15 protein-coding genes are annotated in these 17,579 nt (G+C 62.8%); 2 read left to right on the forward strand and 13 right to left on the reverse strand.

Annotated features, from left to right (window positions below):
• Positions 1–2: 2 nt before the first annotated feature.
• Complete coding sequence (locus PCE31106_RS06620; RefSeq protein ID WP_150553495.1) at positions 3–830, forward strand: GNAT family N-acetyltransferase; 828 nt, start codon at positions 3–5, stop codon at positions 828–830.
• 117 nt (positions 831–947) lie between these two features.
• Here PCE31106_RS06620 and PCE31106_RS06625 read toward each other — a convergent pair whose 3' ends face one another.
• The gene (locus tag PCE31106_RS06625; protein ID WP_437343796.1) at positions 948–2,009 is read right to left on the reverse strand and encodes a Ppx/GppA phosphatase family protein; all 1,062 of its coding nucleotides are present in this window, start codon (positions 2,007–2,009) and stop codon (positions 948–950) included.
• The gene (locus PCE31106_RS24615) at positions 1,975–2,493 is read right to left on the reverse strand and encodes a Ppx/GppA phosphatase family protein (protein WP_437343797.1); all 519 of its coding nucleotides are present in this window, start codon (positions 2,491–2,493) and stop codon (positions 1,975–1,977) included. The genes PCE31106_RS06625 and PCE31106_RS24615 overlap by 35 nt, the downstream gene beginning before the upstream one ends.
• A gap of 152 nt (positions 2,494–2,645) precedes the next feature.
• Here PCE31106_RS24615 and ppk1 point away from each other — a divergent pair, with 152 nt between their 5' ends.
• Complete coding sequence (ppk1, locus tag PCE31106_RS06630) at positions 2,646–4,766, forward strand: polyphosphate kinase 1 (protein ID WP_150562788.1); 2,121 nt, start codon at positions 2,646–2,648, stop codon at positions 4,764–4,766.
• 57 nt (positions 4,767–4,823) lie between these two features.
• On the opposite strand, the gene phoR is transcribed toward ppk1, so the two are convergent.
• The 11 genes from phoR to PCE31106_RS06685 form a co-directional block, all read right to left on the reverse strand.
• Positions 4,824–6,167: a phosphate regulon sensor histidine kinase PhoR gene (phoR, locus tag PCE31106_RS06635; protein ID WP_150562789.1), complete on the reverse strand. Its 1,344-nt coding sequence runs from the start codon at positions 6,165–6,167 to the stop codon at positions 4,824–4,826.
• 91 nt (positions 6,168–6,258) lie between these two features.
• Positions 6,259–6,960: a phosphate regulon transcriptional regulator PhoB gene (phoB, locus tag PCE31106_RS06640; RefSeq protein ID WP_017231895.1), complete on the reverse strand. Its 702-nt coding sequence runs from the start codon at positions 6,958–6,960 to the stop codon at positions 6,259–6,261.
• Between the two features lie 36 nt (positions 6,961–6,996).
• Positions 6,997–7,704, reverse strand: a complete 708-nt coding sequence (gene phoU / locus PCE31106_RS06645; protein WP_150562790.1) for a phosphate signaling complex protein PhoU — start codon at positions 7,702–7,704, stop codon at positions 6,997–6,999.
• A gap of 20 nt (positions 7,705–7,724) precedes the next feature.
• Positions 7,725–8,507 (reverse strand): phosphate ABC transporter ATP-binding protein PstB, encoded by a 783-nt coding sequence (gene pstB / locus PCE31106_RS06650; RefSeq protein WP_017231897.1) that lies wholly within the window; start codon positions 8,505–8,507, stop codon positions 7,725–7,727.
• Positions 8,508–8,567: 60 nt separating this feature from the next.
• Positions 8,568–9,464 (reverse strand): phosphate ABC transporter permease PstA, encoded by an 897-nt coding sequence (gene pstA, locus PCE31106_RS06655; RefSeq protein ID WP_017231898.1) that lies wholly within the window; start codon positions 9,462–9,464, stop codon positions 8,568–8,570.
• Positions 9,464–10,438 (reverse strand): phosphate ABC transporter permease PstC, encoded by a 975-nt coding sequence (gene pstC / locus PCE31106_RS06660; RefSeq protein WP_017231899.1) that lies wholly within the window; start codon positions 10,436–10,438, stop codon positions 9,464–9,466. Before pstC ends, pstA begins: the two co-directional genes overlap by 1 nt.
• Positions 10,439–10,574: 136 nt before the next feature.
• Positions 10,575–11,609 carry a phosphate ABC transporter substrate-binding protein PstS gene (pstS, locus tag PCE31106_RS06665; protein WP_017231900.1) on the reverse strand — a complete coding sequence of 345 codons (1,035 nt, stop codon included), beginning with the start codon at positions 11,607–11,609 and terminating at the stop codon, positions 10,575–10,577.
• 493 nt (positions 11,610–12,102) lie between these two features.
• Positions 12,103–13,446, reverse strand: a complete 1,344-nt coding sequence (glmM, locus tag PCE31106_RS06670) for a phosphoglucosamine mutase (protein ID WP_150562791.1) — start codon at positions 13,444–13,446, stop codon at positions 12,103–12,105.
• 191 nt (positions 13,447–13,637) lie between these two features.
• The gene (gene folP / locus PCE31106_RS06675; RefSeq protein ID WP_437343798.1) at positions 13,638–14,534 is read right to left on the reverse strand and encodes a dihydropteroate synthase; all 897 of its coding nucleotides are present in this window, start codon (positions 14,532–14,534) and stop codon (positions 13,638–13,640) included.
• Positions 14,535–14,839: 305 nt separating this feature from the next.
• Positions 14,840–16,714, reverse strand: coding sequence for an ATP-dependent zinc metalloprotease FtsH (gene ftsH / locus PCE31106_RS06680; RefSeq protein WP_026131592.1), 1,875 nt, complete (start codon positions 16,712–16,714; stop codon positions 14,840–14,842).
• 119 nt (positions 16,715–16,833) lie between these two features.
• Entirely contained in the window at positions 16,834–17,484 is a 651-nt protein-coding gene (locus tag PCE31106_RS06685) for an RlmE family RNA methyltransferase (RefSeq protein ID WP_017231904.1), read from the reverse strand.
• Between the last annotated feature and the right edge of the window lie 95 nt (positions 17,485–17,579).

The raw sequence follows: 17,579 nt of genomic DNA on the forward strand, positions 1-17,579 counted from the left end.
TTATGCGCGACCTGCCGAACCCCACCATGCCGCTCTCTTCGTTGACCCCCACCTCGCGGAGGCGTCTTCCTCGCCCTGAAACGCCTGTCAAGCCGAATCTGGGTGTGGCGTGGGCACGCGACGAAAGCGAGCTTCGGGAAGCCCAACGCCTGAGATACCACGTCTTTGCCGAAGAAATGGGCGCGTCGGTCAAGGGCCCCGCAGGCCTGGATGTCGACGAGTACGACCAATACTGCGACCATTTGATCGTGCGCGATCAGGACTCGCTCAAGGTGGTCGGCACCTACCGCGTACTGCCCCCGGGTCAGGCCAAGCGCCTTGGCCGTTTGTACTCCGAAGGGGAATTCGATCTCTCGCGGCTGGACCATCTGCGCCCGAAGATGCTCGAAACCGGCCGTTCATGCGTGCATGCGGAATACCGCAACGGCGCCGTCATCATGGCGCTCTGGAGCGGTCTGGCCGAGTATATGCTGCGCAACGGCCTGGAGACGATGCTCGGTTGCGCCAGCGTGCCGATGGCCGACGGCGGCCACTACGCCGCCAGCCTCTATCGCAAGCTGCAGGACACCGCCATGGCGCCGGCCGAGTACCACGCCGTGCCGCGCATCGCGCTGCCGGTGAGCGAGCTGCAATCGACGCTGGAGGTCGAGCCGCCCGCCCTGGTCAAGGGATACCTGCGCCTAGGCGCCCGTATTTGCGGCGCCCCGGCCTGGGACCCCGACTTCAATACTGCCGACTTCCTCACGCTGTTCCGCCTGTCCGACATCAACCCGCGCTACGCACGCCATTTTCTTGGCGCGGAACTGCTGAACAAGCTCAAACAGGCCTGAACGCCTGCCGCCTCCGCCCAAGTCGTCCGTCCCGCCAACGGACACAAAAAAGCCCGGCAGATGCCGGGCTTCGTCGTTTGCCCCCCCGCCCTCAACAGGCGGGCTGGCCCTCATGCGTCAGGCGTACACGACCTTGTAGCGCATGCCGATCTTCTCCCACTCCTGCGCCTCACGCTGCAGGCTATAGTCGGTCAGCGGATTGGCGTCGATCCACGCGCGTGCCACCGACACCATGAAGCCATCGCCAAGCCGTTTGACCTCGATGGCGTCCGGCAACGCATCCGTGCGGCGGCGACAAAACAATACCGCCAGGCGCAGACAGAACAACAGTTGCCAATCGACCTGCTGCGCCTGTGAGGCCAACTTGCCCAGCTTGCCGACATGCCCCAGCAACAGCTCGGCCAATCGCGCCTGATCGGGGCGCGAAAAGCCCGGCATGTCCGCGTTGCTGCCGATATACGCCGAATGCTTGTGGTACGCGCTGTGCGAGATCGACAATCCCATCTCGTGCAGCGACGACGCCCAGTTGAGCAACGCCTCGCCTTCCCCGCGACCGTCGTCCAGTTCCCCCGCCGCGCCGTCGTCCTCGAGCACCTCGACCGCCTCGACCGGCAATTGGCGATACAGCCGAATCGCCAGGCGTCCTACACGCTCGGCCTGTGCACGGTCCACGCCATACCGACGCACGAACTGCTCGACGGTCACCGCCCGCATATCCTGATGCTGGGTACGCCCCAGCAAGTCGTACATCACGCCGAGCCGCAGCGCGGCGTCGGTCGTCTCCATATGCTCGACCTCGAGTTCATTGAAGACGGACAACATGATGGACAGGCCGCCCGGCAGCACCGGAATTCGATCTTGCTTGAGCCCCGCCAGCTTGAGGCGGTTGGCGTTCTCCGCCTTGATAAGCGCGCGCTTGAGGCGCTCGAGCCCACCGCGCGTGAGGCCGTGCAAACCGCCGTCGTTGAACCCATTGGCTTCGAGCAATTCGGCCAGCGCACGTGCCGTTCCCGACGAGCCAATCGCCTGCGACCAGGCGGCGTCACGATAAGTCGCCGCAATGATCTGGATCTCGCGGCGGGCGGCCAGTTCGGCCTGCTTCATCGCGTATTCGTCGACGTTGCCGCTGGGAAAGAACTGCCGGCTATGACTCACGCAGCCGATATACAGGCTCTCCATGATGAGCGGCTCGTAATCCTGCCCGATAATGAATTCGGTGGAGCCCCCCCCCAATATCCACGACAAGTCGGTTACCCTGGCACGTCGGCACCGAGTGTGCGGCACCCGCATAGATCAGGCGCGCCTCTTCCCGCCCGGCAATGACTTCGATGGGAAACCCGAGCGCGTGCTGTGCCTCACCAAGAAAATCGTCGGCGTTCTTGGCGACACGCAGCGTGTTCGTGGCCACCGCGCGGACCTTGTCGGGATGAAAGCCCCGCAGCCGCTCGCCAAAGCGCTTGAGGACGTCCCAGCCGCGTTGCTGCGACGGATGATCGAGGTACTTCTCGTCGTTCAGGCCCGCCGCCAGCCGAACCGGCTCGCGCAGCGCATCCACCTGATAGATCTGCGTGCCGGCGGACGTTTCCTCCACGCGGCCGATGATCAGGCGAAAACTGTTCGAGCCGAGATCGACGGCCGCTAACAAGGGCGAGGGAGTACTCATGTCGGGATGCGCCTGAGCGAAGGGTGCCGGAGTGGAGGACGTATCACACGAAAAGCATGACGCGCACTCGACAAATAAATGACGAATACGCTACAAATCGAATATGACACGTCGTTGACAAATGTGAACGTCATATAACTGTAACAATACGGATGAAGAATTCACGCCAATCCCATGTCTTTCGCACGGTCACCATGAATTATCCGCTGCTCAACCGCGAGCTGGGCATTCTGGCGTTCAATGAACGCGTACTCGCCCAGGCAGCCGACCCCGCAACGCCGCTGCTGGAACGCCTTCGCTTCGTCTGTATCGTGAGTAGCAATCTGGATGAGTTCTTCGAAATCCGCGTCGCCGGGCTGAAGGAGCAGATGCGCGAAAATCCGGGCATGCTCACACCCGACGGCATGACGTTCCAGCAAGTTTACACGCAAGTTTGCGCCCGGGCGCAAGCGCTGGTGGAAAAGCAGTACGCGATGTTCGATAGCCTGCTGCCCTGCCTCGAAGCCGAGGGCATCGCGTTTCACCCGTCCGGCCAGTGGAACGACGCCCAGGTCGAATGGGCCCGCGACTACTTCCTGCGCGAACTCGTGCCAGTCCTCACGCCGATCGGGCTCGATCCCGCACACCCGTTCCCACGCGTGCTCAACAAGAGCCTGAACTTCGCCGTCGAACTCGAAGGCAAAGACGCCTTCGGACGCGACGCCGAACTCGCCATCGTCCAGGCCCCGCGCGCCCTGCCCCGGATGGTTCCCATGCCTCCAGGGCTCGCCCCCTTGCCGAACAGCTTCGTGCTGCTCAGCTCGCTCATGCTGCGCTTCGCCAGTGAACTGTTCCCAGGACTCACGGCCAAAGGCTGTCATCAGTTCCGCGTCACGCGCAACAGCGACCTGTTCGTCGACGAGGACGAAATCACCAACCTGCGCACCGCGCTGCAAGGCGAACTCCCGGCCCGCCATCTCGGCGACGCCGTACGTCTCGAAGTCGATGCCGGCACGCCGTCGCGCCTCGTGCGACGCCTCCAGACGGAATGCGGCCTGACCGACTCGGACTGCTACCGCGTCAAGGGCCCCGTCAACCTCGTGCGCCTGATGCCGCTGCCCGAGATGGTCGACCGCCCGGACCTCAAGTTCGCGCCGTTCGTGCCGGCGCTGCCCAAGCGCATGAGCGCGTCGCCCGCGATATTCGACCTCATCGACCAGGGCGACCTGCTGCTGCATCACCCGTATGACAGCTTCCAGCCGGTGCTGGAGCTGCTGCTGCAAGCCGCTCGCGACCCTGACGTGGTGGCCATCAAGCAAACGATCTACCGTACCGGCAACGAATCCGCGCTGATGGATGCCCTGATGGAGGCGGCCCGCAACGGCAAGGAAGTCACGGTCGTGGTGGAGCTGCTTGCGCGCTTCGACGAAGAGACCAACATCAACTGGGCAGCACAGCTCGAAGCGGTCGGCGCTCACGTGGTCTACGGCGTGGTCGGTCATAAGTGTCACGCGAAGATGCTGCTCGTCGTGCGTCGTACGCGTCAGGGCAAGAAGACGTTCCTCAAACGCTACGTCCATCTCGGCACCGGCAACTATCACCCGCGCACGGCCCGTCTGTACACGGACTTCGGCCTGATGACCGCCGACGAGGCGCTGTGCGCCGACGTCCATATCGTCTTCCAGCAACTGACAGGCATCGGTCGGCAGACCCAGTTGCAGGGCCTGTGGCAATCGCCGTTCACGATGCACACGCATCTGCTCGAGGCGATCCGGCACGAGACGGAAGCGGCCGCGGCCGGCAAGAAAGCCCGCATCATCGCGAAAATGAATGCGCTGCTCGAACCGACGATCATTGCCGAACTGTACAAAGCGGCGCGCGCGGGGGTGAAAATCGATTTGATCGTGCGCGGCGTGTGCTCGCTGCGCGCCGGTGTACCGGGCCTCTCCGAGAACATTACCGTGCGCTCGATCGTCGGGCGCTTTCTCGAACACCATCGCATCTATTACTTCTACGCGAACGGCGACGAGAAAGTCATGCTTTCAAGCGCCGACTGGATGGAGCGCAACTTCTTCCGTCGCGTGGAAGTGGCCTTTCCGGTAAGAGACAAGCGCCTGAAGGCCCGCGTGATTCGCGAGGGTCTGATGGTGCACCTGCGTGACAACACCGCCGCGTGGCTGATGCGTCCGGACGGCACCTACGTGCGTCGCAAGCCGGGTAAAAGGCCGTTCAACAGCCAGATGGCATTGATGCAGGAACTCGCCCAGCACGTGCAGACCGGTACGCGCGGCTGACCTGACCGGTCATCGGTCAGCCGTGCGCGTGTACCGTGCGCGCCAAGTCGCCCAGGTTTAGCCGTCTACGGTCAAACGTGGCGCGGCGGCGTCGACCGGCGCGCGCTGCGTCACGCGCGTGGGCGGAAACTGAATGGCGAACGTGCTGCCGCGCCCCACCTCGCTCGTCACCTTCAGATCGGCCTGATGGCGCGTCAGCACGTGCTTGACGATCGCGAGGCCGAGGCCGGTACCGCCCGTATCGCGCGATCGGCTGCGGTCGATACGGTAGAAGCGTTCTGTGAGCCGAGGAATATGTTCCGCCGGAATCCCCAACCCGGAGTCGGTCACCGCGAAGCGGGCACCGCCGTCGTCCGTCGGCCCCCACTCGATGCGGATTTTGCCGCCCGGCGGCGTGTAGCGCACCGCATTGCTCACCAGATTGCTGAACGCGCTGTGCAGCTCGCCTTCGGCGCCACGCAAATCGAGTCCGTCGGCCTGCGTGACTTCGATCACATGCTGCCCCTGCGAGAGCCCTTCGGCGTCGCTGCGTAGCGAGCGCATCTGCATGCCCATATCGATGCGCTCATCCGGCGGCGGCTTGCCGCTGCCTTCGAGCTTCGCCAGCGTGAGCAGATCGTTCACGATGTTCTGCATACGCGAGGCCTGCTGGCGCATGATCTCGACATAGCGCTGGATCTCCTCGGGCGAGAGCGGCAGCTCGCCGACCGTCTCCAGAAATCCGGAGAGCACGGTCAGTGGCGTCTTGAGTTCATGCGAGACGTTGGCCACGAAGTCACGGCGCATCGAGTCGGTGCGTTCGAGATCGGTGACGTCGAGCGAAATCATGAGCTTGCGATGGTCGCCATACGGGAACACCTGCATGGACAGCACGTTGTTGCGCTTCTCGCCCATGTGGTGCATGAGCAGCGCCTCGTCGTAGCGCTCCGACGACAGGTAGTGCACAAAGGCCGGTGTGCGCAGGAGATGCGTGATTTGCTGACGCAGATCACGCTTGGCGTCGATACCGAAATGTGACTCGGCAATCGCATTGCACCACTCGATCTGGTTGTGCTCGTCGAGCATGATCACGCCGTTGGGCGATGCCTGGATCGCCTGGATGAAGCGAGCGTGCTGTTGTTCCACCTGCTTGACCTGGTTATGCCAGCGCTTGGCCAGCTTGTGCAGCCGGTAATAGATTTCCCCCCACAACCCGAGTGCACTCGGCACCTCACCATAGACTGGGGCGTCAAGCAAACGCCAGAGGCGCTGGGCGTGATAGGCGTTGAAGAGGACTTGTGTGACCAGCAGAAAGATGGCCGTGATATAGCCCACGCTCGCGCCAAAGAACCAGCCGATGGCCGTCGAGATGAAGGCTTGCAGGATCAGGAGCGTCAGCGCACGGGCCCAGATGATATTCATAGACGATGCACAGGGGTTTTGCCGCCCACGCCCCATGGGACAAGGGCGGCATTGGCACGGCAGGCCTCGCCCGAAGGCGAGGCGCGATGCCTCAAGCCGACTTCGTCAAACGGTAGCCGCTGCCGCGTACGGTCTCGATCATAGCATCGTGGCCGGCCGGCTTGAGCGCGGCGCGCAGACGCTTGATGTGCACGTCCACCGTGCGCTCTTCCACGAACACGTGATCGCCCCACACCTGATCGAGCAACTGCGAGCGGCTGTGCACGCGCTCCGGATGCGTCATGAAGAAGTGCAGCAGGCGGAATTCCGTCGGTCCCAAATCCACCTTGATGTCGCCGCTCGACTGATGGCTCGTAACGCGATGCGTCGCCGGATCGAGCTTCAGGCCGTTCACGCTCACCGCGTCTTCGGTCAACTGCGGCGCACGGCGTCGCAGCACGGCCTTGATCCGCGCCATCAGTTCCTTCGGCGAGAACGGCTTGGTGACGTAATCGTCCGCGCCGATCTCCAGGCCCATCACCTTGTCTTGCTCTTCGCTGCGGGCGGTGAGCATGATGATCGGCACGTGCTTGGTGCGCTCGTTTGCCCGAAGCTCACGTGCGAACGTCACGCCCGACTTGCCTGGCAGCATCCAGTCAAGCAGCACCAGGTCGGGCAGCACGTCACTGATCAGCGTGAGTGCCTGCTCGGCGTTGTAGGCCCGAATCGGATAGTGACCCGCGTGTTGCAGATTAACGGAGATCAGCTCGGAAATCGCCGGCTCGTCTTCCACGATCAGAATGCTGCTGGGCATCGGTTTCCTCTCAAACCTTCAATGATGTCGGGCCGTTCATTCGCCTTGCACTTGGCGCTGCAGGTCTTCGCGCGAAATGTGCCGGACGTCGGTGCCCTTGACAATGTAAATGATGAATTCCGCAATGTTCTTCGCGTGATCGCCGATGCGCTCGATCGCCTTGGCGATGAACAGGAATTCCAGGCCCGCCGAGATGGTGCGCGGATCTTCCATCATGTAGGTCACCAGTTTGCGCACGAAGCCACGGAATTCGTTGTCGATGGCCTTATCGTCGCGCACGATCTCGGCCGCGGCCACGATGTCGAGACGCGCAAACGCGTCGAGCGTGCGGCGCAACAACTGGGCGGCCATCTCGCCCGAGAGTTTGATCTCGGCGAAGTTCACGGTTTGCGCCGCGCCGTCTTCCAGGAGGTGACGGGTACGCTTGGCGATCTTCTCGGCCTCGTCGCCTGCGCGCTCGAGGTTGGTGATCGACTTCGAGATCGAGAGCAGCAGGCGAAGATCGCGCGCGGTCGGCTGACGACGAGCAATGATCTTGCTGCACTCTTCGTCGATCTCGACTTCCATGGTGTTCAGGCGCTGCTCGGTGGCGATCACTTCGTCGACCAGAGCACGGTCGAACGTGTTGAGCCCCCGCATGGCCGTCACGAGCTGCGATTCGACCAGGCCGCCCATTTCAAGAACGCGCGAGCAAAGCTGATTCAGGTCCGAGTCGAACTGGCTGGAAAGGTGTTTGTCGTTCATATCGAAATTCCTCGTGGGCATCAACCGAAACGGCCGGTGATGTAGTCTTCGGTCTCTTTACGGTCCGGCTTGATGAAGATCTTCTCCGTTTCCCCGAATTCGATCAATTCGCCCAGATACATATAGGCGGTGAAGTCCGAGCAACGTGCCGCCTGCTGCATGTTGTGCGTGACGATCACCACGGTGTAGTCGTCCTTGAGTTCGGCGATCAGCTCTTCGATACGGCCCGTGGAGATCGGGTCGAGCGCCGAGCACGGCTCGTCGAGCAGCAGCACTTCCGGGCGGATCGCAATGCCGCGCGCAATGCACAGTCGCTGTTGCTGACCGCCGGACAGGCCGTAGCCCGACTGTTGCAGCTTGTCCTTGACTTCGCCCCACAGCGCCGCCTTGGTCAGCGCCCACTCCACGCGGTCGTCCATTTCCGAGCGCGAGAGCTTTTCGAACAGGCGCACACCGAACGAGATGTTGTCGTAGATCGACATCGGGAACGGCGTCGGCTTCTGGAACACCATGCCGACCTTCGCGCGCAGCAGCGCAATGTCCTGCTTCGAGGTCAGCAGGTTTTCACCGTCCATGTTGATCTCGCCCTCGGCGCGTTGCTCCGGGTACAGGGCGTACATCTTGTTGAACGTGCGCAGCAGCGTCGATTTGCCGCAGCCCGATGGGCCGATGAAGGCCGTGACCTTGCGGTCGGGAATGCGCAGGTTGATGTTCTTGAGCGCGTGGTATTTGTCGTAGAAGAAGTTCAGGTTATTGACTTCAATCTTCGAGGGCAGTTTGATGTCTTGCGTCGGATTCGTCATGGTCGTCTTAACCGTCAGGTATGCGTGGTGTCGTCGCGTTGTGTCGTCTCGCGTTGCCGCTTACTTCTTGGCAAACAGCGTGCGCGCCAGGATGTTCAGCAGCAGCACCCCGAGGGTGATGATGAACACGCCCGCCCAGGCGAGCGACTGCCACTCCGCAAACGGGCTCATGGCAAATTTGAAGATCGTGACCGGCAGGTTGGCCATCGGCTGATTCAGGTTCATCGACCAGAACTGGTTCGACAGCGCCGTGAACAGCAGCGGCGCCGTCTCGCCCGCGATACGCGCCACGGCGAGCAGCACGCCCGTCACGATACCGGCGATCGACGCCTTCAGCGTAATCTTGACGATGATGCGCCACTTCGGCGTGCCCAGGGCAAACGCGGCCTCACGCAAGTTGTTCGGCACGAGCTTGAGCATGTTCTCGGTCGTGCGGATCACGATCGGGATCTGCAGCAGCGCGAGCGACACAATGCCGGCCCACGCCGAGAAGTGCCCCATCTGTGCCACGACCAGTGCGTACACGAACAGGCCGATCACGATCGACGGCGCCGAAAGCAGAATGTCGTTGATGAAGCGGGTGAGGCTCGCGAGCCACGACTTCTGACCGTACTCGGCCAGGTACACCCCGGCCAGAATACCCAGCGGCGTGCCGAGGAACGTGGCCACACCGACCATCACGACACTGCCCGCGATGGCATTGGCGAGCCCCCCGCCGGCCGTGTTCGGCGGCGGCGTCATTTCAGTGAACAGCGACAGCGACAGACCGCCGATGCCCAGCGAGAGCGTGGTGTAGAGAATCCACAGCAGCCAGATCAGGCCGAAGGCCATCGCCGCGAGCGACATCGCGATCGCAAAAATGTTCTTGCGGCGGCGGTAAGCTTGCAGCCGCACGCGGGTCACGGCGTCGGTCGGCTTCACGGCTGGGGTTTCCAGTTCGAGCGCTTGTTGGGTCATTATTTACCTTCGCTTTTCTCAAGGCGCAGCAGCATGAGCTTGGACAGCGCCAGCACCACAAAGGTGATGAAGAACAGAATCAGGCCGAGCTCCATCAGGGCGGCCGTATGCAGCCCCGGGCCCGCTTCGGCGAACTCGTTGGCGAGCGCCGAGGTAATGCTGTTGCCCGGCGAATAGAGCGATACGTTGTCGAGCAGGTTCGTGTTGCCGATCACGAAGGTGACGGCCATGGTCTCGCCAAGCGCGCGGCCCAGCCCCAGCATGACGCCACCGATCACCCCCGTCTTCGTGAAGGGCAGCACCACGCGCCACATCACCTCCCAGGTGGTGCAGCCAATGCCGTAGGCCGACTCCTTGAGCAGCACGGGCGTGACTTCGAACACGTCGCGCATGACCGAGGCGATGTACGGAATGATCATGATCGCGAGGATCACACCGGCGGGCAGGATACCGATGCCCAGCGGCGGTCCCTGGAACAGCGCACCGATGACCGGGACGTTGCCGAGCAGCGTCTGCAGCGGCTTCTGGAAATACTGGCTGAAGATCGGGGCGAAGATCAGCAGGCCCCACATCCCGTAGACAATGCTCGGGATGGCGGCGAGCAGCTCGATGGCCGTACCGAGCGGGCGGCGCAGCCATACGGGCGAGAGTTCAGTCAAGAACAGCGCAATGCCGAAGCTGACCGGCACCGCGATGATGAGCGCGATGAGCGACGTGACGAGTGTGCCGTAGATCGGCACGAGCGCGCCGAAGTGATCGGCGGGCGGATCCCATTCCTTCGTCCACAGGAAGGCGAAGCCAAATTTCTGAATCGACGGCAGTGCGCTGTACATCAGCGACACGATGATGCCACCGAGCAAGAGCAGCGTAATGAGCGCGGCCGCGCGGGTGAGCAGCGCGAAAAGAAAGTCGCCAACGGAAGACGGAGCGCGCTGCGCGCCTGCTGTTGCGAGGGGGCGGGTGGCTTCTGCCATGATGTCGTCTCAGCGTGAGCGCGCCGCCTGCCGTTGCCAGATCAAAGGTCGGGCTTCGGAACAGGCGGCGCGGATAATGCCGGGTTGAGGCCCCGGGCAATGCAACCGTGCATTGCCCGGGGCCAGCAAGGCTGCTTTAGATGCCGGCCTTGTGGGCCGACTCGGCAACCTTCGCCTTCCAACCTGCACGGATTTGCTTCAGCACCGCTTCCGGCAGCGGGATGTAGTCCAGTTCCTTGGCGGTCTTCTCGCCATTCTTGAACGACCAGTCGAAGAACTTCAGCACGTCGGCGCCCTGCGCTTCCTTGCCGGCGTCAGCCTTCTGGTGCACCAGCACGAAGGTGGCAGCCACGATCGGCCACGACTTGTCGCCCTTCTCGTTGGTCAGGATCTGGTAGAACGTCTTCGACCATTCGGCCTTGGCAGCTGCCGCGGCGAACGTTTCCGTGGTCGGCTCAACGGTCTTGCCGTCGGCGTTCGTCAGTGCCGTGTACGTCAGCTTGTTCTGCGTGGCGTAGGCCGACTCGACATAACCGATCGCGCCCGGCAGGCGTTGCACGAAAGCGGCGACGCCGTCGTTACCCTTGCCGCCCGTACCCGTCGGCCAGTTCACCGTCGTGCCTTCGCCAACCTTGCTCTTCCACTCAGCGTTGACCTTCGACAGATAGTTCGTGAACACGAAGCTCGTGCCCGAACCGTCGGCGCGGCGAACCACGGCGATATCCGTATCCGGCAGCTTGACCTTCGGGTTCAGCTTGGCGATGGCCGGATCGTTCCACTTCTTGATCTTGCCCAGATAGATGTCGCCCAGCACCGGGCCCGACAGGACCAGCTCGCCCGCCTTCACGCCCGGCACGTTGACCACCGGCACGATGCCACCAACCACCGTCGGGAACTGGAACAGGCCTTGCTTGGCCAGTTCTTCGTCCGTCAGCGGAGCGTCCGAACCTGCGAAATCGACAGTCTTGGCCTGGATTTGCTTGATGCCGCCCGACGAACCGATGCCCTGATAGTTGACCTTGTTCGAGGTCGCCTTCTGGTAGGCGTCAGCCCACTTCGTGTAGATCGGCGCGGCGAACGTGCTGCCTGCACCCGTAATTTCGCCCGCAATCGCGCCAGCGGCAAACAGAATGCCAGCCATGCCGGCAATCGCAGTCTTCATCAGCTTCATGGATTTCTCCGAGTTGGTGTGGATACAGCGTGTGGTTGGCTCGAAGAATAGAGTCCGAATGTGACAATCATGTGTCATCTGTGAAAGCTCACAATATCGGCGTCATAAAGTTGACTCGGGATCGTCACGTTGCCGGAGGCATCTTCCGCCTCTCGTTGGGACCAAAAAGCCTTGTCTGGCAAGGGTTTAGGGTATCTCCAAGCACATGCCATCGCGCAAAACGCCCAATTCGGGACACATGTCAGCGCCGTGACACGGGTGCAAACCGTCTAACCATCCTAGGCCACCGTGTCACAAATGGAAATATCGGGTTGATCCGATTGCCATGATGGGAAGCCTGGACCGCACGGGTGCGACAACGCGTTGACCGGCGCTTGCGCCCGCGGGATCGACTTCGATGAGGGGATTCGGCGTTGTCTGCCGTGCCGCCCCACTCGGGGGGGGGGGCACGGCCCTGCCAGGACGGATGGCAGACCGGGCGTTCAGGGAACGCTCAGGCGGCCGATTTGACGACGTCGGCCAGATGCTGGGCGAAGGACGTGGCCTGGGAGGCTTCGCGGGCTTCCACCATCACGCGCAGCACGGGCTCGGTGCCCGATGCGCGAATGAGCACGCGCCCCGTATCTCCCAACTGAGATTCGACGGCGTTGCGCTCGTCGGACAGGCGCGCATCGCTCTGCCAGTCGTAGCCGGCCGGCGTACGGACGTTGATCATTTGTTGCGGGAACAGGCGCACGCCGTCGAGCAGCTTCGCCAGCGGCGGGTTGCCCGCGCGACGGATCGCCGCCAGCACTTGCAAGGCCGAGATGATCCCGTCGCCCGTCGTGTGCTTGTCCAGACACAAAATATGGCCGGAGCCCTCCGCGCCAATCTGCCAACCGTGCTTGTGCAGTTGCTCGAGCACGTAACGGTCGCCGACCTTGGCGCGCACGAACGGCACCCCGAGGCCCTTGAGGGCGACTTCGACGGCCATATTGGTCATCAACGTGCCCACGGCACCCGGCACACCGCCATTGTCCAGCCGGTCCTTCACCAACAGATACAGCAGCTCGTCGCCGTTGTAGAGACGTCCCGCACCGTCGACGATCTGCAGGCGATCAGCATCGCCATCGAGCGCCACGCCGAGATCCGCGTGATTCGCACGCACGGCGCGCATAAGCGCATCCGGCGCCGTCGCCCCGCAGTCCTCGTTGATGTTGAAACCGTTCGGCTGGTTGCCGATCGCGATAACCTCGGCGCCCAACTCGTGGAAGACATGGGGCGCGATGTGATACGCGGCGCCGTTGGCGCAATCGACCACGATCTTCATGCCGCGCAAGTCGAAGTCGTTCGGGAACGTGCTCTTGCAGAACTCGATGTAGCGGCCTGCGGCATCGTCCAGACGACGCGCCTTGCCGAGTTGCTCGGAGCGCACGCAGGTCATCGGATTGTCGAGTTCGGCTTCGATGGCCAGTTCGGTCTGGTCCGGCAGCTTGTTACCATCCGCCGAGAAGAATTTGATGCCGTTGTCGTGGTACGGGTTGTGCGACGCGCTGATCACCACGCCAGCCGCCAGGCGCAGCGCCCGGGTGAGGTAGGCTACGGCGGGCGTGGGCATCGGGCCTGCCATCATGGTGTCGACGCCGGCCGCCGCAAAACCGGCTTCCAGCGCGGCTTCGAGCATATAGCCGGAGACGCGCGTGTCCTTGCCGATCAACACCGTCGGACGGCCCAGCGTTTGGTTGCCGGCCAGCACGCGACCCGCGGCATAACCGAGTCGCAGCACGAACTCTGGCGTGATCGGGCTTTCGCCCACCGTACCGCGAATCCCGTCGGTCCCAAAATAGCGTCGTTTCATCGTTGCATCGTTCCCAGTTGAGGCGCTGCGCCGGATGAGGGACCGCACGCGCGCGTCGTTCAATCTTTATATGTGCCGTCGTCAGACGGTGGGGGGCCACTGCCCCCGCCATTATCGCCGGCGCGCGTCCCCGCTGGGTCCCCATTGGCTTGCGGCGATGGGGCCTTCCGGCGGGTTTGCCCGCAGCAGGGTTACTCGGCGTCGCGCACGGCGTGCCAGACCTTGAGCGCATCGACCGTCTCGGCGACGTCGTGCACGCGCACCATGGCCGCGCCCTGCTGCGCGGCACACATCGCTGCGGCGACGCTGGCCACCCGGCGCTCCAATGGCGCCTGACGCCCGGTAATTTCGCCCAGCATCCGCTTTCGCGACATGCCGACGAGCAACGGCAATCCATCGCGCGACAGCACACGCAAGTGTTTGAGCAGTGCGAGATTATGGGCGAGATTCTTGCCGAAGCCGAATCCCGGGTCCAGGTACAGACGCGACGGGGCAACACCGGCCGAAAGCAGTGCGTCCACCCGACCGTCGAGGAAGGCGGCGACCTCGGTGACAACGTCGGTGTAGATCGGTGCGTCCTGCATGGTCTTCGGGTCGTGCAGCATGTGCATGACGCACAGTGCGGCTTCGCTCTCGCGCACCGCGTCGATGGCACCGGGCTGCTGGAACCCCCAGATGTCGTTGATCATGTCCGCGCCGGCGGCGAGCACCGCGCGCATCACGCCCGGCTTGTAGGTATCGACCGAGAGCGGCACGCCGCAATCGCGCAGCGCTTCGACAATCGGTACGACGCGCTCGAGTTCGGCGGCTTCCGACAGCGCTTCGGCGCCCGGACGGGTCGATTCCCCGCCGATATCGAGAATGTCGACGCCGTCGGCAATCAACTGTTCAGCATGGCGCAGGGCGGCGTCGCGCGCGACAAACTTGCCGCCATCGGAAAATGAGTCGGGCGTGACATTCAGGATGCCCATGACATGCACGCGGCGGGCATCGAGCGTGAAACGTGGGCCGAAGGCCAGCGTGGCGGGGGGGGCCGGGATGTCCGGTAACGCGCCTGCCTCGACGATATCGTCGGCGTCAGGGGACATGGGAGGAAGGGATTGCGACGGCTCGGAGGACATTCGGAAGCTCAGCTCAATAAGGCCAAATATAGCGGCCCGTTCGCCAGGACCGGACCTGCGCGCCCGAGATACCGGACGCTGCGTATGGGCGTAATGTTACCGGAATCACCCGTCACATCGACCATCGAAACACTCGGTAACACCGATATTCGTCGCGTTCCGCGCGCGGCGGCGGGCTGCGGGCAGCGCCACCGCGTCTGAACGCAAAAAGGCCGGCGCAATGCCGGCCTTCCTGGGATGGCAGCGCTTGCGCGTGCCAGGCTTTTACGCGTTTAGACGGTCGCCGGGGTGTTGCTGGGCTTGAGCGGCGGATTGCCGCCCGACGCGCCACCGTTCGTCGGACCGCTCTTCGGCGGACGCGGCGGACGACCATCCATGATGTCGCCGATTTGCTCGCCGTCGATCGTTTCCCATTCCATCAGCGCCTGGGTCATCGATTCGACCTTGTCGCGGTTGTCTTGCAGCAACGTCTTGGCCAGGGCGTACTGTTCGTCCAGAATGCGGCGAACTTCCCCGTCGACCTTCTGCTGCGTGGCTTCCGACACGGACTTGGCGGACATCCGGCCGAACACCGAGTCTTGCTCCGTGTCGACGTAGACCATCGGTCCCAGGGCGTCCGACATCCCGTAACGGGTCACCATGTCGCGGGCGAGCTTGGTGGCACGCTCGAAGTCGTTCGAAGCGCCCGTCGACATCTTGTTGATGAACACTTCCTCTGCCGCACGCCCACCGAACAGGATGGCGATCTGCGTGAGCATCGTGTCGCGATACTCCGAGTACTTGTCGTGTTCCGGCAACTGCATCGTCAAGCCCAGAGCCCAGCCGCGCGGGATGATCGTGACCTTGTGCACCGGATCGGCACCCGGCAGCAGCATTGCCACCACCGCGTGACCCGACTCGTGATAGGCCGTGGCACGTCGCTCTTCGTCGCGCATCACTGCCGACTTGCGCTCCGGACCCATGAAGATCTTGTCCTTCGCGTCTTCGAAGTCGAGCATTTCGACGATGCGCTTGTTACGGCGCGCCGCGAACAGCGCGGCTTCGTTCACGAGGTTCGCCAGATCGGCGCCCGACATGCCCGGCGTTCCGCGCGCGATGACCGATGCGTCGACGTCGTTCGAGATCGGCACCTTGCGCAGGTGCACCTTCAGGATCTGCTCACGGCCGCGGATGTCCGGCAGACCGACGTAGACCTGACGGTCGAAGCGGCCCGGGCGCAGCAGCGCCTTGTCGAGCACGTCCGACCTGTTCGTTGCGGCGATCACGATCACGCCCGAGTTGGCTTCGAAGCCATCCATCTCGACGAGCATCTGGTTCAGCGTTTGCTCGCGTTCGTCGTTACCGCCGCCCATGCCGGCGCCACGATGGCGGCCGACCGCGTCGATTTCGTCGATGAACACGATACACGGCGATTGTTTCTTCGCGTTTTCAAACATGTCGCGAACGCGGGCCGCCCCCACGCCGACGAACATTTCCACGAAGTCGGAACCCGAGATGCTGAAGAACGGCACCTTGGCCTCGCCGGCGATGGCGCGGGCAAGCAGCGTCTTACCGGTTCCCGGCGGGCCGACGAGCAGCACACCGCGCGGGATACGACCGCCGAGCTTCTGGAATTTCTGAGGGTCTTTCAGGAAGTCGACCAACTCGCCGACTTCATATTTGGCTTCGTCGCAACCGGCGACGTCGGCAAACGTCACGGGATTGGCATTCTCGTCGATGAGGCGCGCGCGGGATTTGCCGAAGGAAAAGGCACCGCCCTTACCCCCGCCCTGCATCTGCCGCATCATGTAGAACCAGAAGCCGATGATCAGCAACGTGGGTCCGAGGTAGTAGAGCACGGACATGAGCGCGTTCGGTTCGTCATCGGCTTTGCCCGAAACTTGAACGCCATACTTCATGAGGTCGCCCACCATCCAGATGTCGCCGGGCGACACGATGGTGTATTTCTGGCCGTCGCTGGGCGTCACCTGAAGGCTGCGCCCCTGCACTATCACGTTCTTGACCTTGCCATTCTTGGCATCGTCCATGAACTGGGAGTACGTCACGCCTTCCTGGACGTGCGGCTTGTCGAACTGTTTAAACACAGTAAACAAGACCAGCGCGATGACCAACCACACCGCCGCTTTGGAAAACATATTATTGTTCAAAGCGTTGCTCCTTCATGAAATCGCTTCGCGCCAGGAATTCATTCTAATCCACTCGCAGGCGCACCGCCATAGTGATTCTTTACCGCCGCCATAGCGCCAGAGCGCTGGTTTGACGGGCATCAAGCCGGATTTTTCAATCCTCGTCCCAAAATGAACGTTTCGGAAGATTTATCTCGGGACGCCTTTGGCTTGCGCGGCGCCACGGTTTTGAACTGGTGCTTGAATTTTTCGACAATCTGGCTGTAGCCACTGCCGTGAAAACATTTGACCAGCAATGCACCCTCCGGTTTCAGGTGTCGCTGAGCAAAATCCATCGCCAGATCGCACAAATGCTCGATCCGCGCTGCATCGGCCGACGCTACCCCCGACAAGTTGGGGGCCATATCGGAAACTACAAGGTCGACTTTGCGTCCGGCGAGGATTTCTTCGAGCTGCACGAGCACGCTGTCCTCGCGGAAGTCACCCTGCAGGAAGGTGACGTCGGCGATCGGCGCCATCGGCAGGATGTCCAGCGCGATGATCGTGCCGTCGATACCCCCTTCCGTGCGCTTGCCGCCCGCGAGCTTGTTGCGCGCGTACTGACTCCAGCTCCCGGGCGTCGCGCCCAGGTCGACAATGACCTGACCGGGCTTGATCAGCCGGTCCTGCTCGTCGATCTCCTTGAGTTTGTAGGCCGCGCGGGCACGATAGCCCTCGCGCTGCGCCATTTTGACGTAGGGATCGTTGATGTGATCGTGCAGCCAGGCGTGGCTGAAACGGTTTTTTGCCATAATTCTTCAAAAACGCTGCGATTTTGCAGGATAATAGGCCCTTGCGCGCCCAAAATGCGCGAGCCGGCCTCTGGTAATTGCAGGTGCGCCGGCCG

This window comes from Pandoraea cepalis (genome assembly GCF_902459665.1).
Lineage (GTDB): Bacteria > Pseudomonadota > Gammaproteobacteria > Burkholderiales > Burkholderiaceae > Pandoraea > Pandoraea cepalis.